The organism is Desulfosarcina ovata subsp. ovata, from assembly GCF_009689005.1.
GTDB classification, from domain to species: domain Bacteria; phylum Desulfobacterota; class Desulfobacteria; order Desulfobacterales; family Desulfosarcinaceae; genus Desulfosarcina; species Desulfosarcina ovata.
This window is the reverse complement of the sequence record NZ_AP021879.1, coordinates 4,444,981-4,469,434: the sequence shown is the minus strand read 5'-3', so window position 1 is coordinate 4,469,434 and position 24,454 is coordinate 4,444,981. Positions and strand designations below refer to the sequence as shown.

Genomic DNA, 24,454 nt, shown 5'->3' with positions numbered 1-24,454 from the left:
CGTCTTCTCCAGGGATACCTATCTATCAGTGTTTAAGATAATGTTTTTGGCAAGGCCAGAGGGAGGAAGCTGTATAAGTAATACCGCGACGACCGATAACGCCGCCCAAAAACATTATCTTGAATGCTATATCAGGGAAACGTTGCCTCGAACGTGGCAACCTTGACCATATCGCCGGCCTTGAAAACAGCCGCGCCGCTGCTGACCGTCACCGGGATTTCATAGTTCGGGATGCCGGTCCACCATTTCTCCAGCGCCGCCCAGGCATTGGTCCCTTTCTCCTTGAGCTTGAATCCGCCGGTCACCAAAAGGCTGAGCAGCGACTGCCGGACATCGAAATGCGCATGCACGAGCACCTGGTTGGTCGCTCCCGGCGGAATCCACTGGGTGGCATTGGTACTGACCGTATTGAGCTCGAAGTCTTCAAACAAAACGGAGAATTTCAAATTCTCCAACTGCACCGGAAACGGATTGGGGTTCTCGAGGTTGAAAGTAAAAGCCAGGTCCAGGGGCGCACCGACGTTATCCGGCTTCCCCTTGGTGGGCTCGACTTTATTGGAAAAATACCAGTATCCGAAAGCATGGGCCACTTCCATATTGTCCAGAGTGATCACCGGGGCTTTGAAGTTCTGTTCGGTTGGCTTGGCCGCCATTCCGGCGCACCCCGAGAACAGGGCCGCAACCAAAAAGACGCTCAGCAATATCCTCAGTCCATTCTTCTTATTCATGTTCTCCCCCTTTAATGTGTGAAAGTGAGAGGCTTTTAGAGCCTGTTTGAGAAGTCTGGATCAGGCCCGATAACAAGGCGGAAAGTGGCTCGAAAGCGGAGCATATATGTGATATGTGAGCATTTTGAGACACTTTCCAACGCCGTTAGCGGGCCTTAGACGGATTTATCAAACGGGCTCTTAGGCAAGCCATCTTTTTCTGCGCTTATAATGTTTGACATCGCGGAAACTTTTTCTTCTTCCGAAATCGGTCATGCCGAGATAAAAATCCTTGATATCCGGATTTTGACGCAGCTTTTCGGCCGAATCGTCCATGACGATGCGGCCGGTTTCCATAACGTAGGCATGGGGTGCCACGTTCAGGGCCAGCTTGGCGTTCTGTTCCACCAGCAGGATGGAAATCTTCTCATCACGGTTGAGTTGCTGAATAATATTGAAAATCTCATGAATCAGCAGGGGCGCCAGGCCCATGGACGGCTCATCCAGCAGAATCAACTTGGGGCTGGTCATCAACGCCCGGCCCACAACGGTCATCTGCTGTTCTCCGCCACTGATAAACCCCGCCGTTTCGTTACGTTTTTCCTTCAGGCGCGGAAAATAGTGATACACCATCTCCAGCCCCTCTTTGATGGAGCGGCCGTGCTTCTTCATGTGGGCGCCCACCTTGAGGTTCTGCTCGACGGTCAGGTGCTCGAAGACACGACGGCCTTCGATCACCTGCACGATCCCCATCTTGGCGATCTTTTCCGCACCCAACCGGTCGATGCGCTGGCCCATGAACTCAATGGAACCGTCGGTCACCGCGCCGTCCTCGTGTTTCAACAGCCCGGAGACCGCCTTCAGGGTGGTGCTTTTCCCGGCGCCGTTGGCGCCCAGCAGGGCCACGATACCCCCTTCGGGAACTTCGATGGAGACGCCTTTGATCACGAGGATCACCTCGTGATATTTGACCTCAATATTGTTGATCTTCAGGATCATCTTCTCTTCGGACAAAATGGCCCCCTCCTCAGGGAATGTGATTTACCAGCCCAGCCACTCGTTCTTCCACTTTTCCGGCCAGCGCGCCTTCAAGTCGACCGCATCGATCAGAACGAACTCGCCATTTTTGTATTCATAAATTTTGGCTTCGCTCTGGGAGCGATGATCCGTGGGGGTATAGGTCGCCGGGGCGATGCCCAGGCCGATTTCATACCCCCGCATGGTTTCAAAGCCTTTTTTGAGGATACCTTCGCCGCTCAGATCGCCGGCCTTGTCGGCCCGTTTCAGCGCCTCGGCCAGTCCCAGCGCATTGGCCCAGGCCTGGACCGTATGGATGGTCCGCTTCTCCTGGGGAATCCCCGGATTGTATTTCTTGGCGTACTCCATGACCTTGTCCATCAACGGTACATCCAGCCCGTAAAAGGCCCAGGGGGCACAGCCGATCGCCCCCTCGGCGGCCTTGCCGGCCAGTCTGGGCAGGTTCTCGTCAAACCCCCAGCACTTGATCAGGTTGTCGGCCCCCAGTCCCAGGGCGTAAGCATCGCGCAGGGTCGCGGCAACGGACATCACCGTATTGGTATGCAGGACCACATCCGGTTTGAACTCTTTCAGGGACAGAATCTGGCTCTTGGTATCGATGGCGAACAGGGAAACGTCCTGATCGGGACCGATCTCGAAACCGAGCATCTCCGCCTGGTCCTTGGCCGCCTTGATGGAAGAACTGCTGAACGGGGAAGCAAACATGTAGCACATGGCGATGCGCGGTTTGCGCTTGCCGTAGTCGGGTTTGGTGGGCCATTTCTTGTCAAACCAGGATGTGATCAATCCCCGGGACTGGGTCGAATAGTCGGTGGAAAAGAAGAGATTGTACGGCGTTTTCTCCGGCTTGCACAGGTGGCCGGAATAGGACGCCGACACATACGGGATCTTGTCCTTGGCCACTGTCGGTGCCAACGCCTCGGTGTCACCGGTTCCCCAGCCCAGGATCGCCGCGCATTTCAATCGTTTGAACAGATTGTATTTGGTGAGCGCCTCGGGAATCCGGTAGCCGTAATCAAACTGGTACAGCTTGATCTTTCTTCCGTTGATACCGCCCGTATCGTTGATGTAGTGAATCGCCTCGGCAATTCCCAGGGCATAGTCCTTGCCGACATCGGACGTCGCCCCGGTCATGTCGTTGAGCGCGCCGATCTTGATGTCGGCGGCGCCGGCAAAAGGTGAAAATACCAAACCCAGCACCATCAACGCCACCACGATAGAAACGTTGGCCCATCCTTTTTTAGCGTTCATCGTCTCCCCTTTCGTTAAATACGCAGTAGTAAAACGATTAATACGAAAACGGCCACAAATTAAAATAGTTCTTTCCCTGCCACCAGCGGTAGGCCAGCCCATTGGGCTCGAAGATCATGAACACACAGATGGACAGGCCGAAGGCGGCTTCCTTGATGAAAAGAAAATCCATGAGCAGTTTCGGGAAGGTGTCGGCCAGGGGCATCACCGCCAGTTGCAACCCCTCCATGATCACTACCATGAAGATAGAGCCAAAAATTGCCCCATGAACGGACCCGACCCCGCCGATGAGAATGACGCCCACCAGCCAGAGGGACCAGAACCAGGGAAAATGCTCGGGGCTGACGGCTGCCAGGTTGCTGATCCAGAAGGCGCCGGCGATGCCGCCGATCGCACCGGCCACGAAAAAGGCCAACAGCTTGTATTTAACCACATTGATGCCCATCACCGCGGCGGAGATGTCGTTGTCGCGGATTGCCACCCAGGCCCGGCCGGCCTTGGAACGTAGCAGGTTGACCACGGCAATCACACAGACGATCACCAGGGCGAGCATCATAAAATAGACTTTCAGATCGCTGTCGATCACCCAGGGGCCGACCTTAATGGTGCCCGGTGGCAGCGAAAAGGCCTGTCCCCGGCCGCCGATCTGGCTGACATATTGGGTGATGATAAAATCGACGGTGATGAACTGGGCCGCCATGGTGGTCAGAATCAGGTAGAAGCCCTTGACCCGGGCTGACGGCAGACCGAACAGCACACTCCAGATGCCGGCAACCAATGCCGCGATGAAGATGCTGACCGGATAGGCAAGGCCCCATTGCATCATCCATTGGGGCCAGGGGAACTCCAGGATCAGCAGCGTGCTGGTATAGGCGCCCACCGCCAGGAAGGCCGCATGCCCAAGGGTGATCTGGCCGCAGAAACCGATCAGCAGCTGGACACCCAGCGCCCCCAGAATGGTGTACCCGATCTGGTTGCACACGCTGAGCCCGTAGGAGTCCGCAAGGAAAGGAATAACGGCAAACAGAATGAAGGCCAGCAGAACCATTTTGCCGCGAATGAATCTTGTCTGCCACCATGCATGGTCCTGGGCGTAGGTTTCATGGTAAACGCCGCAGGGAAGCCAGGTTGTCGACATAACTACTTCCTTTCTATATCTAAATCGATAGGATACATTTGCTTAACACGTTAAACTTAACACTGACCCATTGGGCATTTCTGGACGGCCACGAAGAGTCTGTTTGGAGGCCTTGGATCAGGCCTGATAGTGGTGGGTTCTACACCCGTTCAATCCGCTCCCATCCCCACAAGCCATAGGGCTTGAAAAGCAGGAAGATCGCCATAAAGGCAAAAGGCGCGATCTCCTTGACGGCCCCCGGGAAATAGCGGTCCAGATAGGCGCCGCACAGATTCTGCAGAATGCCAATGATAATCCCGCCGACAATAGCGCCGGGAACCGAATTGAGCCCGCCCAGCACCACGGCGGGCAGAACAAGCAGACCGAGATAGCCGACGGAAATGTTCAGGCCGTTGATGTTGCCCAGCAAGGTGCCGCCGACACCGGCCGCCATGAAGGCGATGGCCCAGGCCGCCGCGTATACGAAACGGGCGCTGACCCCGACCGACAAGGCGGCCATCTCGTCGTCGGCCGTGGCCTGCATGGCCAGACCCCAGCGGGTGTATTTGAAAAAACAGACAAAAACGATCAGCAGAATGATGGCGGCGATAAAACTCCACAGATAGACCTGGCCGATGATCAGGGGACCGATATGAATGGGCTCGATGGAAAATACCGGTGGGCTGAACACCCGGGTGTCGGTTCCCCAGATGAATTCAACCGTACCCTTGAAGAAGAAAGAGAGTCCCACGGTCACCATGATCACCGTCAGCACCGGCTCGCCGATCAGCTTGTCCAGGAAAATCCGTTCGGTCAGAATACCGAGGACAAATCCGATCACCAGGGAAAAGGCCAGGGCCAGGAGAAAGGGTACGCCCATGGAGTAGAAACTGAGCGACACGTAGGCACCGATCAGCGTCATTTCTCCCATGGCCAGGTTCAACACGCCGGAGCATTTGTAGATCAGGACCCACCCCAGGGCGACCAGCGCGTAGATTCCGCCCACCATGACACCGGTTGTGATCGTCATTAAAAACAGTTCCATTGGAGGCGCTCCTTTTTCAATCTTCCAGGTGAACAATATGCATATCGGTTTTGATGTGGGCCTCACGCCCGTCCTCGTATTTGATGGTGGTGTCGATGTGGACACTGTCGGCAGCCGTGTAGAGCGCATTCACGATCTCCCGGTAGCGCTTTTCCACAAATGCACGGCGCAGCTTGCGGGTTCGGGTCAACTCGTCGTCATCCGCATCGAACTCCTTGTACAGGTTGGTGAATTTGGCCACTTTGGCGGCCTCCGGAAGATCCTTGTTGGCCTGGCGGATCTGCTTCTCCACCAGCTGATACACTTCCGGTTTCTGGGACAGCTCCTGATAGCTGGTGTAGTTGAGCTTCTTCTCATCGGCCCATTTACCGACCACGTTGTAGTCGATGCACAGCACTGCCGTGATGTACTCTTTTTTATCGCCGATCACCCAGCTATCGCGGATGTAGGGGCTGAACTTCAGACGTGTCTCCAGGTATTGCGGCGAGAAGGGTTTTCCGTCCCTTAAGGTAAACACATCCTTGGTGCGGTCGAACACCACCAGATGGCCGTCGTCGTCCAGAAACCCCTTGTCGTCGGAGTGAAGCCAGCCGTCCACCAGGGCCTGTTCGGTGGCTTCGGGGTTCTTGTAGTACCCGAGAAATACGGAGGAACTGCGGGTGATGATTTCACCCTCCCCGGTAATCTTGATCTCGGTACCGGGAATGGGGTGGCCCACGGTATCGAATTTGATGTCGCCGTCGCGGTGAACCACTGAAATCCCGGCCACCTCGGTCTGGCCGTAGATCTGTTTGAGGTTGACCCCCAGGGCATGAAAAAAGCGGAAATGGTCCGGCCCCATGGCGGCACCGCCGGTATAGGCATGCCGCACCCGGGTAAGGCCGAGATGATCCTTGAGTTTCTTCTGAACGGTGACGTAGGCGAGCCACTCGAGGATTTTCCAGTAAAACGGCACCGGCTGTTTTTTGAATTTCATATCGGCCACGGTGTAGCCGATCTTGGAGGCGAGGTTGAAAAACTGGCGCTTGGTCCAGCTGGCATCCAGATGTTTGACCTGAACGGAACGGGTCATCTGCTCGTACATGCGCGGCGGCGCGAACATCACGTGCGGGCCGATCTCGCGGATATTCTCCTGGGCGGTGTCCGGTTCCTCGGGAAAATTGATCGTGTACCCGATCTGAAGCCCGCACGAGATGGACATCATCTGCTCGCCGATCCAGGCAAAAGGCAGGTAGGAGACATAATCGTCGGTGTCGTAACACGGATCCACGGCCATGAGGTGCTGGCCCATGGTAAGCATGTTGTTGTGGGAAAGCAGCGCGCCTTTGGGCAGCGAGGTGGTTCCCGAGGTATAGAAAAGCAGGGCCACGTTGTCGCCATGGCCGCGGTTGATCATCTCCTCGAAAAGGTCCGGCTGTTCCTTTTCCATTTCACGGCCCAGGGCCATAACCGCCTTGAAACTGGTCAGGTAATCCTGGTGGTAGTTGCGCATGCCTTTGGGATCGTCCCAGATGACCGTTTTCAGTTTGGGGCATTCACCGATAATGGAAATGGCCTTGTCGACCTCCTCCTGGCCCTCTCCAAATAGAAATTTGGTATCCGAATGATCGAGGATGTATTTGACCTCATCGATCAGGCAGTCCTGAAAGAGCCACACCGCCACCCCGCCGGCGCACAGGGTGGCCATTTCGGCCCACAGCCCCTCGGGCCGGTTGTCGCCGATCATGGCGACCTTGTCGCCCGGTTCCAGGCCCAGACGAAGCAGTCCCAGGCTGAGGTATTTGACGTTCTCGAAATAGTCCTGCCAGGTGATCGGTCGCCAGAGGCCAAACTGCTTTTCGCGCATAGCCACCCGGCCTTTCCCGTAACGCCGGGCCTGCTCGAAAAACAGCTTCTGGATGGTCAGTTCCCTGGAAATCTCAACCTTGCCGCTCGCCGAATTATGCGCGTGTTGCATACAGATCCTCTTCACCCAGGTAGGCTTTGATCACTTCCGGATTGTTTTGAACGTCTTCAGGGGTGCCGTCCATAATCATGTTGCCGAAATTCAGAACGAACACCCGGCTCGACAGATCCATGACCACGCCCATATCGTGTTCGACCAAAAGGCAGGTCACCCGCCACCGTTTTTCTTCGTTCACATCGAGGATAAACCGGGCCATGTCCTCGACCTCCTCAAGATTGAGGCCGGCCAGGGGTTCATCCAGAATGAGCAGTTCCGGCTCCAGGGCCAGGGCACGCCCCAACTCAACGCGCTTCTGCAACCCGTAGGGCAGCATGCCCACGGGCTTATGGCGGATCTGCTCGATCTCCAACAGATCGATGATCTCCTCTTCAATGAAGGTGCGGTGTTCGATCTCCTCTTTTTTCGTTTTTCCCAGATAAAAAGCACCGCTCAAAATACCGGATTTGTAGTGGACATGGCGGCCCAGCCGGATATTGTCCAGCACCGTCATTCCGCCGAAAACCTCGACCTTCTGGAAAGTCCGGGCGAGACCCAATTTTGCCCGTTCATGGGGCCTGAGGCCATTGATGGGCGCGCCTTTAAAACGAATGGTGCCCTTCTGGGGGCGATAAAGGCCGTTGATGATGTTCATCATCACCGTCTTGCCGGCCCCGTTGGGACCGATGACGGAGTGGATCTCCCCTTTTCGGATTGCCAGGTTGATTCCGGAGAGGGCCGCCACTTTTCCAAAATGCATGTGGATGTCCTCCAACTCAAGGAGTGCATCCCCTGCTTTGATCTCATCTGCAGTTCCCAACCGTTCGCCTCCATGAGAAAATGCCTGAGCGATAGTGAATATCAGCGCTGATCCCCTGATGGGCGGACACATCCCCCCTGCCCTCACCATCAATATCTTATTAATGAGTCCATTATTAACTGAATTTTGTTTATTTTACAATCAAACCTTTTTTTCTGTATCTTCTATTGACTAAACACCCGTTGGCAAGGATGTGTCAAGTTGATAAATTAGTAGGTTAGTAGTGGGCTATAACCACTATTCTTCAAAAGAGAGAAGGTGGGTCCGCAGATTGATTTTCTTGTTGCGCAGGCCCAGTTTGGAGCGAAAACAAAAAAAGCTTGACAAGATGGCGGTGAATTATGTTTATTAGAGCCCACTAATAAAGTTATAAATTTAAAAAATACATAGGCTGCAAATGATATCCCCATTAAAAAATACAATTATCGACAAACCGTTGACCTCGGTGATGGAAGACTATTTGGAGGCGATTTTCGATCTGGACAAGGAAAAAAAAGTTGTCCGCGTCAAGGATATTGCCAAACGGATGGACGTCAAGATGCCCACGGTGTCCAGTATGCTCAAGACATTGAGTGACAGGGGGCTGGTGCATTATGAGAAGTATGAATACATTGAGCTGACCAAAAACGGGGCCTCTATCGGTAAGGAGATGCGGCGCCGGCACGGGGTCCTGCAGCAGTTTCTGACAGAAGTTCTGAAAGTCGAATCCAGTGCAGCCGACGAGGAAGCCTGCCAGATGGAACATGCCCTCAGTGCCGGAACCCTGGACCGCCTGACCGATTTCATGGAATTCATTCAGTCCTGTCCGCGGGCCGGTGAAAGCTGGCTGAGCCACTTTGATGAGTATCGCAAGCACGGATGTGTGGCTGAAAAATGCCGTAACCAGGCCACTGCATTTTCAGATGAATTCAAGGCGCAACTGGACTGCATGGATGATTCGGAAACATAGTCCGGGGGGACAGCAACAACCTATCCACTGACCACCTTTTCAAATAAAACAAGCACAGGGATGTCTTACGGATTTCATAACGCTTGCGGCGGTGTGGAAAAGTGAAGGCGTAACTCGATGGAATAATCGGGATACGCCTTTTTTATTTGGATCCCGGTTTTGATTGGGGACCTTGATCATCCCTGGCGCCTTCACTGGGTACTGAAGCCAGCCCTATGGGGCGGCCGAAAAATGATCAAGGCCGAATTGGAAAACAAACCCAAAAGGAGGTTCAATGATGACCCCGCACCCACCGTACTGCCGACATGATCAAAGCGGAGACAACACGACGATTGCTCTTGAAACCAATCCCCTGACCCGCCTTAAACCCTGGCAGGTCAACCATTTCTTCAAATGTCCGCTGGTCGGCATGTGCCTGACCCAGGACGAACAAAGGCAGTTGCTAAAAAAAACCAGGGTGTTGGACAAAGGCGATTCCGCTTACGACATGCACGAAAAAATGGTCGCCAGTCTGGAGAGCGAAAATCGTCTCTCCCGGCGCATCGACGCATTGCTCGAACGTAAATTTGGCAGATCCATGCAGGATTTCCTCTCGTCCGGTGCCGATGCCGTTATGGCGCATTTCAAAATCGCCTTGGAGTCGGGGGAAATCGCCGGCGGCTTATGGAATGCGGCAACCCACCCGGCACTCTCCGCCCAAAACCACCGGGAGGTTTTTGGCAACGTTCATATGGCCATGCACTGGACCGCTGAAGAGCGCCTGCAACTGACCCGCCGTCTGGGCGGACAGAAGCGGGAACTCGTTCAGCTGCATGAGCAACGCAAGCGTGATGCCGGTGTTCGGCGGTCCTTGAAAAAAACGATCGAAACGTTACAGCAGGAAAAAGCGGCCTTACAGGGAAGGTTGAGAACTGCGGAAACGGAAAACGAGAACTTGCGTCACCAACTTGCCGGATCGGATCATTTTTCGAAAATCGCAGCCCTGGAACAGGAGAACCAATCCAAGCAAGCGGAAAATGAACAATTTCGGCAACAGCTGGCCGAAGCCCGGGAAACCCTGGGGACCCTCATGGCCCGGAACCGTAAATTGTCCGACCAGATGGCCCGGCAGCGTGAACTGAACCGGCATTTCAGGCAAGAAAGCCGGGTAGTCATCGGCGAATTGGCGGCAATGAACCGCTGCGATGCCAGTTGTCCCGCCTTTGATCTGTGCCGCAAGCGGGTGTTGATTGTTGGTGGCATCACCCGCATGGAATCGGCTTATCGCAAGCTGATCGAGGGATACGGCGGCTCCTTTGACTACCATGACGGGTACGTGAAAAGAGGCGCCAAGGGGCTTGAATTATGCTTCAAGCGCGCCGATGTGGTTCTCTGCCCGGTCAACTGCAACAGTCATGCGGCCTGCAAGATTGTCAAGAATCTGGGCAAGAAACACAATAAGCCCGTGCACATGCTAGCCAGTTCCAGCCTCAGTGCGGTCTCCCAGGTCATCCAGGAAGATCGGTGCGTCGGGAGACCACCAAATTAGGGTGCGGGCCTGTCTGCACGATCGAATTTGCTCATTCCGCATTACAGAAAAGGATATCAAGCATGTACTCCAATGGTGAAGGTCTCGGAACACCTGCCCGTCAATCAACGAAGGATAAAACCAGGGGAAATTGGGCCGATGGAGAAAACAAATTCGCCAGCAGCAAACGCTACAGGGTCAGAATGCAGTTGGATTTTTTAACCCACTGAAATGTAAGCAAATATATCGTTGTATTCATTCATAATTGTATCGCTGTTCGATGATTATGGCGGCACTAAAAAATGTAACCATTTGATATTATTAAACCCGAGGATTGACATGGGAGGGCTAAATTGATACGATTGTTTGAATAATTTACATTCAAACAAATAATTGTATCATGAGGCCATATGCTCTCACCTGAAGAATCCAAGACAGTACTTTGGAACTTTTTCAATAAGAAGTATATCGCAGATATTGGCCAGTTATATCATTTACTTCAAACGACGTCGCGAATGAGTGTTTTTCGAAGACTCAAACGCATGGGATATTTAACGAGTTTTACGGATGCCGGTCGTTATTATACGCTTCAGGATGTACCGATTTTTGATGAGTGGGGATTGTGGTTTCATAAGGGGATTGGTTTTTCACAATATGGCACGCTGAAAAACACCATCATCAAAATCGTCCATTCTTCAGATGCCGGCATGATGCCCAAAGAAATGCTGAATTTGTTGAAAATAAGAATTCCCAACACGTTGCATAATGCACTGCATGGGCTGGTTAAAAACAATCAGATCGGTCGCCGTCGGCTGGAACGTTTCTTTCTATATACAGATGCAAATCCTGAAAAAGCACAACTGCAGTTAAATACGCGCCGTTTTCTTTTGCAAAAGACAGCACCGGTTGTTGAACCACCATCAGCAGAATTAACCATCGCCGTGCTGATTGAAGCGTTTAAAACCGTAAAGATCAGGGTGTCTCCAACGTTGGTTGCTGAGCGCCTGGACGTACGAGGGATGTCGGTTACAGTCGAGCAAGTCAAACAGATTTTTACTCGACACGGGATCCCGACAGAAAAAAAAACGGCAAGCCTCCCTTAAACGTCCTGAGCGATTTGAGAGATGAGGCGCGTCGTTTGAATGACCGTTGTTGTAAACAGGCTTTCGGACTGACCGATGTTGTTGTTTCGGCCAAAGAGGAGCGTGGACGCTGTGAAATCTGTCATGGCCCAATGAAAGTTCAGAAAACATACCGCCATGAAGGCAGGACCCTTCGACATGGAGTATTCGAAGTATGTGAAACAGTGTATGTTTGTGCCGGCCGATGCCATCATCCCGTCGGCACCTTGGTGACCCAAAGATCTTTATCCGTGTCGCAAACTATTATGCCAAACTGCAATGCCGGCTATGATTTGATGGTTTTTGTCGGACGCCAGCGGTTGCTTGAACATCGGCAGCGAGAAGAGATCATGGCAGCGCTCAATGACGACTATGGCATTCGTATCTCAGCTGGTGAAGTCAGTGACTTGGCCATGCGGTTTTCACAATATTTTCTACGGCTTCATTATGCAAAAGCCGACCGCATAAGAAAAATATTGGAAAATGACGGTGGATGGCCGATGCACATCGATGCAAGCGGAGAAAACGGCCGAGGCACGCTTTTTGTTGTGATGGCCGGTTGGCGAAAATGGGTGCTTGGCGCATGGAAGATAGCCACTGAGAAAGCTGAACTTATTTTGCCATGTCTGCGCGACACCGTTGAAAGATTCGGCCCGCCTTGTGCGGGGATGCGAGATTTAGGGCGAGCGGTCACACCGGCGCTGAACGATTTGGTTTCCGAATTGGGATTGGAGATCCCTGTTTTGGCCTGCCATCAGCATTTTCTGGCGGATATCGGCAAAGATCTTTTAAATTCTGACCATTGTGCCCTTCGCGACCTTTTTCGCAGAACCAAGGTTCAGGCCGACATTAAGCGCCTGATTCGCGAGTTCGGCGGAAAGATTGGTTTACAGATCGATGATGCTCGGCAAACGGTTATTGCATGGCAAGAGATGGAAGACCATACATATCAATTGCCGCCGGGAAAAAATGGGATAGCGGTTGTCCGTGCGCTAAGCCAATGGGTGATCGACTATCATGCCGACGCCTCCGGGCTGGATTTTCCATTTGACCGACCCTATTTCGATTTTTTTAACCGCTGCATGATCGGATCAAAAGCGATTGATGCGTTTCTTCGTATCCCATCCGATGATCGAAAAGTAACGGGTGCACTCAAACGGCTTGGCCGGATTTTGACCAAAGTTGCATGTGAAGTTCCTTTTCGTCACATCATCAAGCGTCTTCAACGCCGTGCTGAGCTATTCGATGAATTGCGGGATCAACTGCGGACCGCGAAAAAACTGCCCGAAAATGAAACAGTGGCAGACATTGATTTGATGCGGAAACGATTTTACGATTGGACGGCATCGCTCAAAGAACGTCGTCCCAAAAGAGGCCCGGCCCAAGATATGCGTGATGCCATTGATATCATCTTGAAACATATCGATGTTCATGGCGAACACCTTTGGGGCCACGTTATTACGTTACCGGAGAACGCCCCTTCTCGAATGCGACTTGTGAGTCGTACAAACGAAATTATAGAAAATTTTTTCGGCACCATAAAACATGGCGAACGACGCAGGAGTGGGCGGAAAAACCTCACACATGATTTTGAACGATTACCGGCTGAGGCAGCGCTGGTGTACAATCTGAACCAACCCGATTATGTCAGTGCCGTTTGCGGATCCATTGATCGTCTTCCTCTTGCTTTTGCACAACTCGATAAAGAAGAAGCGCGGAGAAAAGAAAAAGGGTTACCGTCCCAAAAGATGTCAAATCTGGATAAAATACTTCAACTTTCCACTTCATCTTTATCTTCCGCTGATCGCCATGTTGTAAGAACGGAAAATATGAATCAACGCATCATCAAGGCAGCCAGAAGCCGCGCTCCGCGCGTCGCGTGTTGAAAATAATGGAAAATCCAACCGCAAAATGACGCTTAAGAGCAAACGGTTTGTGCGCTGCATCTGCCCGAGATGCCGGAAAACCTTCACCATCTATATGGTGTGGACCGGACGCGGCATGCCGCGCAAGTACTGTGTCGATTGCAGGGCCATTATCAATACCTACGACAAATCGGCAGTTCTCGAATCCTGTGATTCCGTTTTGGTTCCGGCCCAAAAAAGGGGCCGCAACAGCTTTGAGGAGTATTGAATAAACCATAAACGTTAAAACAATGTTGTTGCACGGCGATGGAAGCACCCGTCATGACGATGGCATCGGGCGCTGCTGCAATCAAAAAGATCTTGACATCCAAGCGCCGATGTGAAATTGAGATGTCTCGTCAAGATAGAATATACTAATTACATAAGAGCTACCTTGCACCATTCGCGTATTCATATCGCCGTAAAGGATTAGGAAAGGAGGATAGAATAGTGGCTGCGGACAAAAATGCCCTTGCACGTGCCCTGAATTCCAGCATCAAGGATTTGCAGCAGGGGATCGACCGGCACTGTGTTCTCATCAGTTCGATTATGGCCAACCAGGTCGAGATACAGGATCTGAAGCCTTTTCTTGACGGTTGCCCGTCGAAGGCACGTGAATTGGCATTGAAAAAAGCGATCAAAGACGCCGTTGACACATTGGAGGATACAAGAAAGGCATTCAAGTCCAAGCAATTGGAGATGCTTCGCAAGCGACTGACACAGGTCCTCGTCAACGTGGAGTAAGGAGGAAATCCACATGAGCATGAATTTTCAAATCACATGCAAACGGGAAAACGGTAATCTGCACGTGGCGCCGGTGGGCGATTTCGACGGCAGTTCGGCCTGGGAGCTGATTCATCTTCTCGACCAGCAATACGACGGCCAAGGGCAGGTTCATATTGATACGGGGCGCCTGCGAAACCTATGCCCCTTTGGCTGCAATACGTTTCAATGCAAATTTTACCTGAGCCGCGTGCCTGCCCACCGACTCCTGTTCAAGGGTGAGAACGGCCATGCACTTGCGCCCGAGGGCAGTCTGGTGGTCGCGGCCCGCCAGCGCCACCCCTGCCAGTGCAATGGCGATTGTGCCCAATGCCGCTGCAACGCCCGGGTCATCCCGGAGAAACAAAATCCACAGAAAGTCCTTGACAATAATCCCCCGTCGTGTGAATTGCTTGAACGCATTGATTAGTTACTTCTAATGAATTGAGATAGACCTTTCGATCTTCGGACTTCTGATCGCGAAGAGAGTGAAGGCGCAAGGCACCGTATCGCACGGCTGTCGGATGCGCCTTTTTTTGCTGGCAGCGCCGACGACGGTCCATGGCGCGTGCATGCGTTCGTCGAAACCGGTCGCGAAAGTCAGCATCCTCGAAAGCGACAGCCGGTGAAACCGTTATGACTGGAGCGTCGAGATGCAAAGGAACTCCACCGGTATCGGTTTTGATGGTTTTCCGGTGAAGTATTTCCCAATCGCATCGGTGATCAGTGGCCGCCGAGTTGGGCACCCATCCGACAAGTACACGGTTTCTACTTGACGGCCTGGCGGCTTTGAATCTGGTGAACAAGGAAGATGGGTGTTACCGTAACCGGCCGAAAACCCAGGTGGCCCTTGACCGCCAGAGCCCGGCCTATGTGGGCCGGATGTTTAGGGCGAGTAAAAAATGGAAATTCCTATACTATTCAAATATGCTCGTCTCGCCAGGGATATGCATCATTAGGCGATTGGCGGAAAAGAAGATACCAGGATGCGCATGATTTTCATTCGTATTCAAGGCGGGCCTTTTTACGCATAGTGGGGCTATGTGTGGAAAAGCCCAACGTAGAAGACGGATGAAAAGACAAGCAGGCGGGTATATGCTTTGACAGAAATCGCCTTCTGTTCACGCAATCATATGCCGCGGGTCAACGAAAAACTGAAAACGGCCTTTTTGGGGCTCCGTTGAACCATTAAAATCCCGCCGGCAATCAATATCAGGGCCACGACGATATTGGGGGTAATCGGTTCCTGCAGAATCAGGGCACTGAAAACCACACCCGCAATGGGCATGATAAAAACAAAACTATGCAGCGTCGACGCTCCGTATCGCTGGAGCATGGTGCTCCAGGCCACAAAACCGAAGGCGGCGCTGATCAGGCTCTGATACGCATATGCGCCGAGCACGGTGGCGTTCAGATCGAAAACCATCATTTCGCCGGACAATACTCCGGCGCAAAGAAAAACCGGAACGGAAACCATCATGGGATAGAGCACCAGATGAAACGGAGCATACGCACTGATGATCCGTTTGGTGTAGACCACATTGCACGACCAGACGATCACGGCCGCCAGCACAATGGGATCACCACTGTGAAAGGCGCCATAGGCACCGGTATGGCCCAGAAACATGAATGCCACGCCGCAGAACCCCATACCGATTCCCGCCATCTTCTGCCAGGTGATCTTCTCATCGGGAATGAATCGGTGAGACAGAAACAGGACAAAAAAGGGCAGCAGGTTGGAAATCAGAATGCCCCGCGAGGCGAATGTCCGGTCGAGCCCCAGGTAAAACAGGCAAAGCTGGAGGGTAAAACCCGATGAAACGATAATCAGCTGAAAACTCTGTCCCGGCCGGATGCGAAAAGAGCGGCCGGTGGCCAAAGCCCAAAGGGCGATGGCGATGGCCGCCAGTGCAAAACGGAGACCGGCCGTCGTCAGCGGCCCCATGCCCGTCAGGGTCAGCTTGATGGCCACGGCGTTGCCACCGAAAATTACGGTGAGAAGAACAATGAAGCTCCCGGACAAGAATGTCATATCGCACCGCAGAAAAAGGTTAAGGCCGGATTCCGTATAGCGGGCTCGCACCCCTATCCATGTTCGGCGGCCAGCATGAATGTCAGAAAGGCAGCCACATTTTTGGCCGCATAGTGAACGCCGGTCCGTTCGGAAAAATCGGGATCACCGTTGAACACGGGCCCGCCGGCAACAATGCGGGTTTTGGCCGGCAGGTGCCTGGCAATGCGATTCAAATCGTCTTCGGTATCGTACTGGAGGATGGTCATGCCCAGATAATCCGGCTGGTGGCGGCTGCAGGCATCGATGACGGCCTCGGGCGACTGCATCAGTCCCAGGGGAAACAATTGCATCCCGATAAGCGCAGCATATTTTTCGATGATGGCCAGCCCCTGGCCCAGGCCATCGTCCAGGGTGGCGGTAACCATGGTCGGCGGGTGAGGCCAGAGGCCATTAACGGCCAGCTGATGACGCAACCGGTCCAGTTCTTCCGCGGCCTGATCGAGGCCCTGCCTTGACGGCAAACCGTCCGTCAGCCACCCCCGGGCAACCCGGCCAACCGCTTCACGAAATTGTCTCCTTGCGTCCTGCATCGTCGCATCCCTTTGTCTTCTGCGGCCTGACCGCCCATGCCGGAACGGAAACCCTCGCCTGGCGTCCCCCCGCGGTTCACGTCCTGTCCGTCGGAATATCAACCCGGATATCATCGGTTGGGTGTCGAGTCAAACAAGGAGATACGAATGGTCGACATCGTCTTGGTTGTATCGGGCGTCGGGCTGGTGGTTTTTCTGGTCCTTTTTGTCCTTTGCTTCATCACATTGGAATCGATCGCGTTCTTCGTCCATCTGATGGTCCGTCTTTTTCGTCGTCTGATTTCCGGTCTCCGCAAGCCCCATCAGCAGCAGATGGCGCCATTCTTCCGATTTGCCCTTACCCGGTAGCTGTGCTATTTTTTATGACTTGACATTTGGCGGCAGGCACAATAAAGAAAGACCGGTTGGTTTTAAAACGGGAGCACAGCATGTCCACCAAAGGGGAATTGACCCGTCGCAACATCATTGAAAAAGCCCTTCAGCTCTTTTCGGTCAAAGGCTATTACAACACCTCCGTGAGCGATATCCTGCAGGCCACCGGACTGACCAAAGGTGGCCTTTACTGCCACTTCAGAAGCAAGGAGGAGGTCTGGAGGGCGGTTTACAACGATGCCGTTGAGGCCTGGCGATCCGAGGTCTTTACGGATGTTCGCGCCATCGCCGATCCGTTGGAACGTATTGAGAAAACCATCCAGAATGTGTTGCTGGATTATCTGGGCAAGGAAATTTTCGACGGAGGCTGTTTTTTCGTCAACATGCTGGTAGAACTCTCCGGCCAGTCCGACACCATGTGCCGGCATATCCTGAAAGGATTTGTGCGCTTTTCCAAACGCTTGCAGGCTTGGCTGGCCGAGGCCGAGGCTGCGGGCCTGCTCAAACCCGACCTGGATTATCGTGCCATCGCCGATTTCATCATCATCACGTTAAATGGTGCCGCCACCGTGTACATGTCCACCCGTGAAGGCAATATTCTGAACCAGGCCAATCATCAACTGCGTTTTTACATCAGGCAACTGCGCAAATAGCCCGTGAGTTGTGAGTTGTGAGTTGTGAGTTGTGAGTTGTGAGTTGTGAGTTGTGAGTTGTGAGTTGTGAAAAAATACCAACCGGTCCTTATTGATCCAAGGAGAAAAATCAACATGCCCACTGAAACCATTCTGGCCCGGCGTACCCGCAACATGGGCGCCAGCGCCATCCGTGAAATCCTCAAGGTGGTCTCCCGTCCGGGAATGATCTCCCTGGCCGGCGGCATTCCCGCGCCGGAGAGTTTTCCCATGGACATGATGCAGGAAATCACCGAGCGAACCATCGCCCAATATGGTCCGGCGGCCTTCCAGTATGACCTGACCGAGGGATTCCCGCCCCTGCGCGAGGCCCTGACCCACTATCTGGCGGGCAAAGGGCTTTCTGCAACACCGAACGAGGTCTTGGTGGCCAGCGGCTCCCAGGGGGTACTGGACGGACTGGGCAAGATTCTCATCAGCCCCGGTGATCATGTTGCCCTGGAGGCCCCCACCTACCTGGGCGCCCTGCAGGCCTTCGCCCCTTACGAACCCCGCTATCTCGAAATCGCGACCGATGACCAGGGGATGCTGCCCGATGCCCTGGAAACCGCCCTGGCCCGCCAGCCGGTGAAGTTCATCTACATGGTGCCCAATTTCCAGAATCCCACCGGTCGCACCCTGCCTGCCGAGCGGCGCCAGGCCATCGCCGACATCATCCGGCGCTACGACACCCTGCTGGTGGAAGACGATCCTTACGGCGATCTGCGGTATCACGGCGTCCCCGTCGCTCCCATCAAGGCGCTGGCACCGGACCATGTGGTTTACCTCTCGACCCTTTCCAAGGTGTTTGCGCCGGGCCTGCGCATGGGGTTCTGCCTGGCGCCGGAGCCGGTCGGCCGCTGGCTGGTACTGGCCAAGCAAGGCGTGGACCTGCACACCAGCACCTTCAATCAGGCCCTGGCCACCGAGTACCTGACCGGCGGTCACCTGCAACGCCACCTGCCCCGCATCATCGCCTTGTATCGTCCTCGACAACAGGCGCTACTGGGCGCCATGAAACGTTATTTTCCCGGGGATTTTAACTGGACCGTGCCGGAAGGCGGCATGTTCGTGTGGGTGCGGGGACCGGCGGGAATGGATATGCAGGCGGTCAACCGACAGGCCGTGGCCCGCAACACGGCGTTCGTACCCGGCACCTTCTTTTACGCCCGGCCGGGGAGTGGCCGGGAGACATTGCGCCTCAACTACACCATGGCCGATGAACCCGCCCTCGACCGTGCCGCCGCCATCCTGGGGGAGGTTTTCAGTATGGCCCGCTTAGAGATGGAAGCGCCTCGACGGGTCGGATAAAATAAGCCCGCCCTTAGAACGGCACATCTTCCGGCCCCTCGTACTGGTCGACCGTGTCGAAAAGATGCTGGACCACGGCCCCCTTGGCACCGGAGGGAAACATCGTGGTCAGTTCCTGAAGCGCGTCATAGCCATGGTCATAGGTGTTCATGTGAAAATCCTGGGCCAGCAGCGAAAAGCGCTCCATGTCCGTCTCTTGGATACAGGCCTCGGCATAAAACCGGATCAGTTCGCCCAACATGCTGTCGAACTCACTGAAATAGGCCAGGTCGTCCAACAGATCCAGGTCCGTGGGGTTGATGGACAGCCCTTTGAGCAGGATCGCTTTCAGCTGGGGATTGGCCTGCTTGAAATACTTGCGGATCAGCGGCAGGTTGGGCGTTGGCGTATAGCGTTCTTCCAGGTAAGCGTCAAGGATATGTCGGGACACCGGGCCACCGGTATCCAGAAAATGGATCAGCTGAAGCTGATTTTCCGTTTCCGGAACCGCCTTACGCTCCTCCTTGGCCTCCTCTTCGTACTCCAGGTCGTACTCGTCATCCTGCCAGACGAACTCGACCTCCTCCAACCGTTCCCGGTAATCCCGGGGGTGATTGCGGATAATTTCGCTGACCTGGGCGAAGCGGTCTTCCGGGCCATCCAATTCATAAAAGGGGTCGTCACAAACCACATCGATCTCCGGATCCCCATCCGGCTCGGCCGATCCGGTAATGCAGCTGAAGCAACCGTAACCGGCCACGCCCGAACCGGCTACCCAAAGGGGCTTTCCGCAGGCACACCGAACCCCCTGGCGCCAGGCGGCAAGCGCGTCCTCGACACCGGCACGAACGCTTTCGGCATCGGCACCCTTATTGTTACGCAGATATTGTTTCACGAACTGATTGAGTGAAACAGGCACGAAACCGATCATTGATACTCCATTGCAAATGGTCTTGGCGATGATTCATCCACACGGCGGCGGGAATTCCCGCAACCCACCGCGTCCTTCTTACAAATGTTTTTGGCACAACTGCTTTTTCACGTCAAGTCCCAGCCGGCATGTCTGTACCAGGAAAAACCAGCCCAAGCGGTCAAATGGTCAGATTGCCTATCAGATCGATGCGTTTCAGACAATTGACAACATTGGTGCGGTGTTTATATTTCGTCTGCAAAATATAGACCAAATGCCACTATTACCCGTTTGAAACGCAAGGAGGAAATGATTATGCGGTTTGACCGGTTTACCATAAAATCCCAGGAACTGATCCAGAGTGCCCAGAGCCTGGCATCCACCCACGGCAACCAGCAGATCGAACCGGAACACCTGTTAGCCGCCATGCTCGAAGATAAGGAGGGGGTGGCCCGCGCGGTATTCAAGAAGCTGGGCGCCTCGGACCAGCGCATTGCCGGCGACGCGGCCGCGGCCATCGACCGGTTGCCCAAGGTCAGCGGCACCGGCGATGTTTACCTTTCGGCCACCGGCCGGTCGGTTCTGGAAGCGGCCTTTGCCGAAGCCGGTAAAATGAAGGACGAATACACCAGCATCGAGCACATCCTGCTGGCCCTGTGCGACAAAAAGGCCGGCGACGCGTCACGGATCCTGTCCGATTCGGGAGTCAACCGGGACGCGGTCCTGAAAGTGCTCATGGAGATCCGCGGCAACCAGCGCATCACCGATCCCAACCCCGAGGAGAAATACGAGGCCCTGAAGAAATTCAGCCGGGATCTGACCGATATGGCAAGAAGCGGCAAGCTGGACCCGGTGATCGGCAGGGACGACGAAATCCGTCGTATCGTGCAGGTGCTCTCCCGGCGGACCAAGAACAACCCGGTGCTCATCGGTGAGCCGGGCGTGGGCAAGACGGCCATTGTCGAAGGCCTGGCCCAGCGCATTGTGGCCGGTGACGTCTCCGAAAGCCTGAAAAACCGGCGCCTGGTGGCCCTGGACATGGGCGCCCTGATTGCCGGGGCAAAGTATCGCGGCGAGTTCGAAGATCGTCTCAAGGCGGTTCTCAAGGAGGTGGAGAAGGCCGAAGGCGAAGTGATCCTGTTCATCGACGAGCTGCACACCCTGGTCGGTGCCGGGGCCAGCGAGGGCTCCATGGACGCATCCAACATGCTCAAGCCGGCCCTGGCCCGGGGGACCCTGCGCTGCGTGGGCGCCACCACCCTGAACGAATATCGCAAATACATTGAAAAGGACGCGGCCCTGGAACGTCGTTTCCAGCCGGTACTGGTTCGTGAACCGACCGTGGAGGACACGGTCTCTATCCTGCGTGGCCTGAAGGAGAAATACGAGGTGCACCACGGCGTGCGCATCAAGGATTCGGCCATCGTGGCGGCGGCATCGCTGTCCCACCGCTATATCGCCGACCGTTTCCTGCCGGACAAGGCCATCGATCTGATCGACGAGTGCGCCTCCAAGCTGCGCATCGAGATCGATTCCATGCCGGTGGAAATCGACGAAATCCAGCGCAAGATCCTCCAGGCCGAGATCGAGCGCGAAGCCCTGAAGAAAGAGTCCGACCCGGCCTCGCGGGAACGGCTGGCCAAACTGGAAGACAGCCTGGAGGCCATGCGCGCCCAGATTGCCGGGATGAAGACCCACTGGGAGGAGGAAAAGACCCAGATTCAAAAAATCCGCAAAATTAAGGAAGAACAGGAGCAGTTGGGCATCGAGGAGCAGCGCGCCGAGCGGGAGGGCAACCTGGCCCGGGTGGCCGAGCTGCGCTACGGTCGGTCCAATGAATTGAAAACCCAACTGGAGCAGGCCAAAAAGGACCTTGGAGAACTTCAGACCGACAAGAAAATGCTCAAGGAAGAGGTCGACGCCGAGGATATCGCCGAGGTGATCTCCCGCTGGACCGGCATTCCGGTCAGCCGCATGCTCGAGGGCGAACGCCAGAAACTGGTCAAAATGGAACAGCGCCTGGGCGAGCGCGTCATCGGCCAGCAACAGGCCATTGAAGCCGTATCCAATGCCGTACGGCGGGCCCGCTCGGGCCTGCAGGACCCTGATCGACCCATCGGCTCCTTTATCTTCATGGGTCCCACCGGTGTCGGCAAGACCGAGCTGGCCAAAGCCCTGGCCGAGTTCATCTTCGATTCCGAGCAGGCCATCGTGCGCATCGACATGAGCGAATTCATGGAGAAGCACTCGGTCTCCCGTCTCATCGGCGCCCCTCCGGGATATGTGGGTTACGACGAGGGCGGCTACCTCACCGAAGCGGTGCGAAGGCGGCCCTACTCGGTGGTTCTCTTCGACGAGATTGAAAAAGCCCACCCCGAGGTGTTCAACGTGCTATTGCAGATCCTCGACGACGGACGCATGACCGACGGTCACGGCAAGACGGTGGATTTCAAGAACACCATCATTATCATGACCTCCAATATCGGCAGCCAGTTTATCCAGGAGCTGGGCGGACACAACCGTGAGGAGATGGAACGCAGGGTCACCGAGGCCCTGCGCGCCGGTTTCAAGCCGGAATTTCTCAACCGCATCGACGAGACGATCATCTTCCTCAACCTGGAGCCGGAGCAGATCGGTAAGATCGTCGACATCCAGATGCAGCACCTGGCCAAGCGGTTGGCCGATCAGAACATCGATCTGATTCTGTCCGAATCGGCCCGCGACCTCATTGCCCGCCAGGGATACGATCCCATTTACGGCGCCCGGCCGCTGAAACGGGTGATCCAGCGCCAGATCGAAAACCCCCTGGCCATGGAGATCCTGGAAGGCAAGATCGCCGAGGGGGCCCGGATCAGCGCCGAAGCGGAAGGGGAACGGGTGGTATTCCGGCAGGCGTGAACGGACCGGCATCCGTTTAAACGGAAATAACCGGCCCATCTGAAGGGGCACCCCCCATGGGGTTGCCCCTTTTTTCACACCATCTGCATCAACCACGGCGTAATATGGGCCTCAACCAGCCCGGCAACCAGCAACCCGCCGACCACGGAGAGGGCAATTGTTTTGATCGGCAAGGTGCGGCGATGGGTTGCCATCTGCTGGAAAACCATCCGGATCTGGTTGTTGCGTGCCCTGGCGGCCATCTGAAGGTGGGCCGAATACGCCACGGCACCGGCCAGGGAAAAGGCCGGAATTTCAATCAGGCCGTGGGGCAGCAGCGCAAGGAAGGCCGTCCTGAAGGATCCGAAAATATAGGTGGCCGTTGAGACCTGCAGGCCGCTTTCAACCCCGAGCAACAGGATCCCCAAAAGGGGAACCATCACCCAGACGTATAACCGGCGCAGGGACTCGGCCTCGATCTGCGCACATCCCGGCAAATAGCAGAGCAGTTTCATCCGTGTTTTTCCGCAGAACACTTTCCGCAGCCAGCGCGGGGACGCTTGCCGATGGTCCGGATCGAACAGCGCGGCCGTATAGATGAAGGACATCGTGACCATGGCGCCAAGGGAATTCCAGGCAAACAGCAGGACACCCATATCGATGCCGTGTTCGGTTCCCCGATCAAAAGCGGGAAGCGCATAGGAGAGCCGCTTGGTGGAAGCCTCGAAGATTCGTTCGGGCGGGATGTTTCCCACGTTGACCAGCAGGGAGCCCGTTGCCAGGCCGATCAGTGCCGCCAGCAGATAGGCTGCGATCAGTCTTTTCCACGCCGTATACAGATAGGATTGGGCCGTTTTCATGAAACGGTTATTGGCGGTTTGGAGCGGGGCTTTAGCTGCCTTGCCGGACCATCACGACTTTCTGCGGGATTTGCGTACACGGTAGATGCGTTCGGTGAAACCGCCTTGCCTTTCGAAGGCTTTTGATTAGGCGGCAATCTGACGGTCAAGCAGGCTGCAGGCTACGGCAATGAGCGCCAGCGCGGCGTTGGCGGCAATTTCGGGGTAGGTGTAAGTGCGCGGGTGCGGCTGAACCGATCCACATAGCGCTCGCAAAACCGCACCGTCAGGTCATAGGCCAGTTGTGCGATCTGGAAGCTCTTCAGCCTGCGATAACCACCGTGCTTGGGAATCAATGGTTCACGATCAACCATAGCCACCGCTCGCCCGGTCCATTTTGTCCACTGGGTCCATGCCGTCCATAACTTCCCTATCGGGAATTCAGGCTTACACCTGAAAAGGCATTTCCACCTCCCAAGTATTTTCAGGCAGCATCAAGCCAGTTTTCATCCTTTAACCGGGTCCATGCCTTCTTGATATGGCGGGGTTTCATCCTGTATTTTGGGTGTAATTCAAACGGAGTTGTTCACCTGCGGCCTGCATGAAATACATGAGCTTTTGAATTTCCAACAGACTGTGGCGATAGCCGTGGATGCTATATATCTTCAGTAGGTTGACGATTAGGGCATGCCTCTTGGTCATTTTCGGTTTGGATCGAGCCATTGTGC

At 54.7% G+C, this 24,454-nt stretch carries 23 protein-coding genes; 11 read left to right on the top strand and 12 right to left on the bottom strand.

The window, feature by feature from the left end; all coding sequences use genetic code 11:
- Positions 1–131: 131 nt before the first annotated feature.
- The 7 genes from GN112_RS19740 to GN112_RS19710 form a co-directional block, all read right to left on the bottom strand.
- Complete coding sequence (locus tag GN112_RS19740; RefSeq protein WP_155311789.1) at positions 132–728, bottom strand: LEA/WHy family protein; 597 nt, start codon at positions 726–728, stop codon at positions 132–134.
- Positions 729–908: 180 nt separating this feature from the next.
- The gene (locus tag GN112_RS19735) at positions 909–1,721 is read right to left on the bottom strand and encodes an ABC transporter ATP-binding protein (protein ID WP_231717076.1); all 813 of its coding nucleotides are present in this window, start codon (positions 1,719–1,721) and stop codon (positions 909–911) included.
- 27 nt (positions 1,722–1,748) lie between these two features.
- Positions 1,749–2,996 (bottom strand): ABC transporter substrate-binding protein, encoded by a 1,248-nt coding sequence (locus GN112_RS19730; RefSeq protein WP_231717075.1) that lies wholly within the window; start codon positions 2,994–2,996, stop codon positions 1,749–1,751.
- A gap of 37 nt (positions 2,997–3,033) precedes the next feature.
- Complete coding sequence (locus GN112_RS19725; RefSeq protein WP_155311788.1) at positions 3,034–4,134, bottom strand: branched-chain amino acid ABC transporter permease; 1,101 nt, start codon at positions 4,132–4,134, stop codon at positions 3,034–3,036.
- A 139-nt stretch (positions 4,135–4,273) separates the two neighbouring features.
- The gene (locus tag GN112_RS19720; RefSeq protein ID WP_155311787.1) at positions 4,274–5,158 is read right to left on the bottom strand and encodes a branched-chain amino acid ABC transporter permease; all 885 of its coding nucleotides are present in this window, start codon (positions 5,156–5,158) and stop codon (positions 4,274–4,276) included.
- Positions 5,159–5,174: 16 nt separating this feature from the next.
- On the bottom strand, positions 5,175–7,115 hold the full coding sequence (locus tag GN112_RS19715) for an AMP-binding protein (protein WP_155311786.1): 1,941 nt from the start codon (positions 7,113–7,115) through the stop codon (positions 5,175–5,177).
- Positions 7,099–7,920 carry an ABC transporter ATP-binding protein gene (locus tag GN112_RS19710; RefSeq protein ID WP_231717074.1) on the bottom strand — a complete coding sequence of 274 codons (822 nt, stop codon included), beginning with the start codon at positions 7,918–7,920 and terminating at the stop codon, positions 7,099–7,101. Before GN112_RS19710 ends, GN112_RS19715 begins: the two co-directional genes overlap by 17 nt.
- Positions 7,921–8,317: 397 nt before the next feature.
- On the opposite strand from GN112_RS19710, the gene GN112_RS19705 reads away from it, so the two are divergent.
- From GN112_RS19705 to GN112_RS19675, 7 genes are all read left to right on the top strand, one after another.
- Positions 8,318–8,869 carry a metal-dependent transcriptional regulator gene (locus GN112_RS19705; RefSeq protein WP_155311784.1) on the top strand — a complete coding sequence of 184 codons (552 nt, stop codon included), beginning with the start codon at positions 8,318–8,320 and terminating at the stop codon, positions 8,867–8,869.
- Positions 8,870–9,143: 274 nt separating this feature from the next.
- On the top strand, positions 9,144–10,397 hold the full coding sequence (locus GN112_RS19700; protein WP_155311783.1) for a DUF2325 domain-containing protein: 1,254 nt from the start codon (positions 9,144–9,146) through the stop codon (positions 10,395–10,397).
- A 389-nt stretch (positions 10,398–10,786) separates the two neighbouring features.
- Positions 10,787–11,479, top strand: coding sequence for a hypothetical protein (locus GN112_RS19695; protein WP_155310761.1), 693 nt, complete (start codon positions 10,787–10,789; stop codon positions 11,477–11,479).
- A gap of 35 nt (positions 11,480–11,514) precedes the next feature.
- On the top strand, positions 11,515–13,383 hold the full coding sequence (locus GN112_RS19690) for a hypothetical protein (RefSeq protein ID WP_155309028.1): 1,869 nt from the start codon (positions 11,515–11,517) through the stop codon (positions 13,381–13,383).
- Between the two features lie 25 nt (positions 13,384–13,408).
- Entirely contained in the window at positions 13,409–13,630 is a 222-nt protein-coding gene (locus GN112_RS19685; protein WP_155311782.1) for a hypothetical protein, read from the top strand.
- Positions 13,631–13,851: 221 nt separating this feature from the next.
- Positions 13,852–14,145, top strand: a complete 294-nt coding sequence (locus GN112_RS19680) for a hypothetical protein (RefSeq protein ID WP_155311781.1) — start codon at positions 13,852–13,854, stop codon at positions 14,143–14,145.
- Positions 14,146–14,158: 13 nt separating this feature from the next.
- Positions 14,159–14,593, top strand: coding sequence for a hypothetical protein (locus GN112_RS19675; RefSeq protein ID WP_155311780.1), 435 nt, complete (start codon positions 14,159–14,161; stop codon positions 14,591–14,593).
- Between the two features lie 699 nt (positions 14,594–15,292).
- Here the strand turns inward: GN112_RS19675 and GN112_RS19670 are convergent.
- The gene (locus GN112_RS19670; protein ID WP_155311779.1) at positions 15,293–16,195 is read right to left on the bottom strand and encodes a DMT family transporter; all 903 of its coding nucleotides are present in this window, start codon (positions 16,193–16,195) and stop codon (positions 15,293–15,295) included.
- Positions 16,196–16,248: 53 nt separating this feature from the next.
- Positions 16,249–16,767, bottom strand: a complete 519-nt coding sequence (locus GN112_RS19665) for a hypothetical protein (RefSeq protein WP_155311778.1) — start codon at positions 16,765–16,767, stop codon at positions 16,249–16,251.
- Between the two features lie 147 nt (positions 16,768–16,914).
- Here GN112_RS19665 and GN112_RS19660 point away from each other — a divergent pair, with 147 nt between their 5' ends.
- From GN112_RS19660 to GN112_RS19650, 3 genes are all read left to right on the top strand, one after another.
- Positions 16,915–17,115 (top strand): hypothetical protein, encoded by a 201-nt coding sequence (locus GN112_RS19660; protein WP_155311777.1) that lies wholly within the window; start codon positions 16,915–16,917, stop codon positions 17,113–17,115.
- An 80-nt stretch (positions 17,116–17,195) separates the two neighbouring features.
- On the top strand, positions 17,196–17,792 hold the full coding sequence (locus GN112_RS19655; RefSeq protein ID WP_155311776.1) for a TetR/AcrR family transcriptional regulator: 597 nt from the start codon (positions 17,196–17,198) through the stop codon (positions 17,790–17,792).
- A 114-nt stretch (positions 17,793–17,906) separates the two neighbouring features.
- Positions 17,907–19,121, top strand: a complete 1,215-nt coding sequence (locus GN112_RS19650; RefSeq protein ID WP_155311775.1) for an aminotransferase-like domain-containing protein — start codon at positions 17,907–17,909, stop codon at positions 19,119–19,121.
- A gap of 13 nt (positions 19,122–19,134) precedes the next feature.
- Here the strand turns inward: GN112_RS19650 and GN112_RS19645 are convergent, their stop codons facing one another.
- The gene (locus tag GN112_RS19645; protein ID WP_155311774.1) at positions 19,135–20,031 is read right to left on the bottom strand and encodes a hypothetical protein; all 897 of its coding nucleotides are present in this window, start codon (positions 20,029–20,031) and stop codon (positions 19,135–19,137) included.
- A 294-nt stretch (positions 20,032–20,325) separates the two neighbouring features.
- On the opposite strand from GN112_RS19645, the gene clpB reads away from it, so the two are divergent.
- Positions 20,326–22,908 (top strand): ATP-dependent chaperone ClpB, encoded by a 2,583-nt coding sequence (gene clpB, locus GN112_RS19640; RefSeq protein ID WP_155311773.1) that lies wholly within the window; start codon positions 20,326–20,328, stop codon positions 22,906–22,908.
- Between the two features lie 74 nt (positions 22,909–22,982).
- Here clpB and GN112_RS19635 read toward each other — a convergent pair whose 3' ends face one another.
- On the bottom strand, positions 22,983–23,747 hold the full coding sequence (locus tag GN112_RS19635; RefSeq protein ID WP_155311772.1) for a stage II sporulation protein M: 765 nt from the start codon (positions 23,745–23,747) through the stop codon (positions 22,983–22,985).
- Positions 23,748–23,873: 126 nt separating this feature from the next.
- Entirely contained in the window at positions 23,874–24,002 is a 129-nt protein-coding gene (locus GN112_RS34900; RefSeq protein WP_269434937.1) for a hypothetical protein, read from the bottom strand.
- Positions 24,003–24,454 lie beyond the last annotated feature (452 nt).

What these genes read in the sequence shown, in the direction of transcription:
- GN112_RS19740 (WP_155311789.1), bottom strand. Translation starts at nt 728, where the DNA reads ATGAATAAGAAGAATGGACTGAGGATATTGCTGAGCGTCTTTTTGGTT.
- GN112_RS19730 (WP_231717075.1), bottom strand. Translation starts at nt 2,996, where the DNA reads ATGAACGCTAAAAAAGGATGGGCCAACGTTTCTATCGTGGTGGCGTTG.
- GN112_RS19725 (WP_155311788.1), bottom strand. Translation starts at nt 4,134, where the DNA reads ATGTCGACAACCTGGCTTCCCTGCGGCGTTTACCATGAAACCTACGCC.
- GN112_RS19720 (WP_155311787.1), bottom strand. Translation starts at nt 5,158, where the DNA reads ATGGAACTGTTTTTAATGACGATCACAACCGGTGTCATGGTGGGCGGA.
- GN112_RS19715 (WP_155311786.1), bottom strand. Translation starts at nt 7,115, where the DNA reads ATGCAACACGCGCATAATTCGGCGAGCGGCAAGGTTGAGATTTCCAGG.
- GN112_RS19705 (WP_155311784.1), top strand. Translation starts at nt 8,318, where the DNA reads ATGATATCCCCATTAAAAAATACAATTATCGACAAACCGTTGACCTCG.
- GN112_RS19700 (WP_155311783.1), top strand. Translation starts at nt 9,144, where the DNA reads ATGATGACCCCGCACCCACCGTACTGCCGACATGATCAAAGCGGAGAC.
- GN112_RS19695 (WP_155310761.1), top strand. Translation starts at nt 10,787, where the DNA reads ATGCTCTCACCTGAAGAATCCAAGACAGTACTTTGGAACTTTTTCAAT.
- GN112_RS19685 (WP_155311782.1), top strand. Translation starts at nt 13,409, where the DNA reads ATGACGCTTAAGAGCAAACGGTTTGTGCGCTGCATCTGCCCGAGATGC.
- GN112_RS19675 (WP_155311780.1), top strand. Translation starts at nt 14,159, where the DNA reads ATGAGCATGAATTTTCAAATCACATGCAAACGGGAAAACGGTAATCTG.
- GN112_RS19670 (WP_155311779.1), bottom strand. Translation starts at nt 16,195, where the DNA reads ATGACATTCTTGTCCGGGAGCTTCATTGTTCTTCTCACCGTAATTTTC.
- GN112_RS19665 (WP_155311778.1), bottom strand. Translation starts at nt 16,767, where the DNA reads ATGCAGGACGCAAGGAGACAATTTCGTGAAGCGGTTGGCCGGGTTGCC.
- GN112_RS19660 (WP_155311777.1), top strand. Translation starts at nt 16,915, where the DNA reads ATGGTCGACATCGTCTTGGTTGTATCGGGCGTCGGGCTGGTGGTTTTT.
- GN112_RS19655 (WP_155311776.1), top strand. Translation starts at nt 17,196, where the DNA reads ATGTCCACCAAAGGGGAATTGACCCGTCGCAACATCATTGAAAAAGCC.
- GN112_RS19650 (WP_155311775.1), top strand. Translation starts at nt 17,907, where the DNA reads ATGCCCACTGAAACCATTCTGGCCCGGCGTACCCGCAACATGGGCGCC.
- GN112_RS19645 (WP_155311774.1), bottom strand. Translation starts at nt 20,031, where the DNA reads ATGATCGGTTTCGTGCCTGTTTCACTCAATCAGTTCGTGAAACAATAT.
- clpB (WP_155311773.1), top strand. Translation starts at nt 20,326, where the DNA reads ATGCGGTTTGACCGGTTTACCATAAAATCCCAGGAACTGATCCAGAGT.
- GN112_RS19635 (WP_155311772.1), bottom strand. Translation starts at nt 23,747, where the DNA reads ATGAAAACGGCCCAATCCTATCTGTATACGGCGTGGAAAAGACTGATC.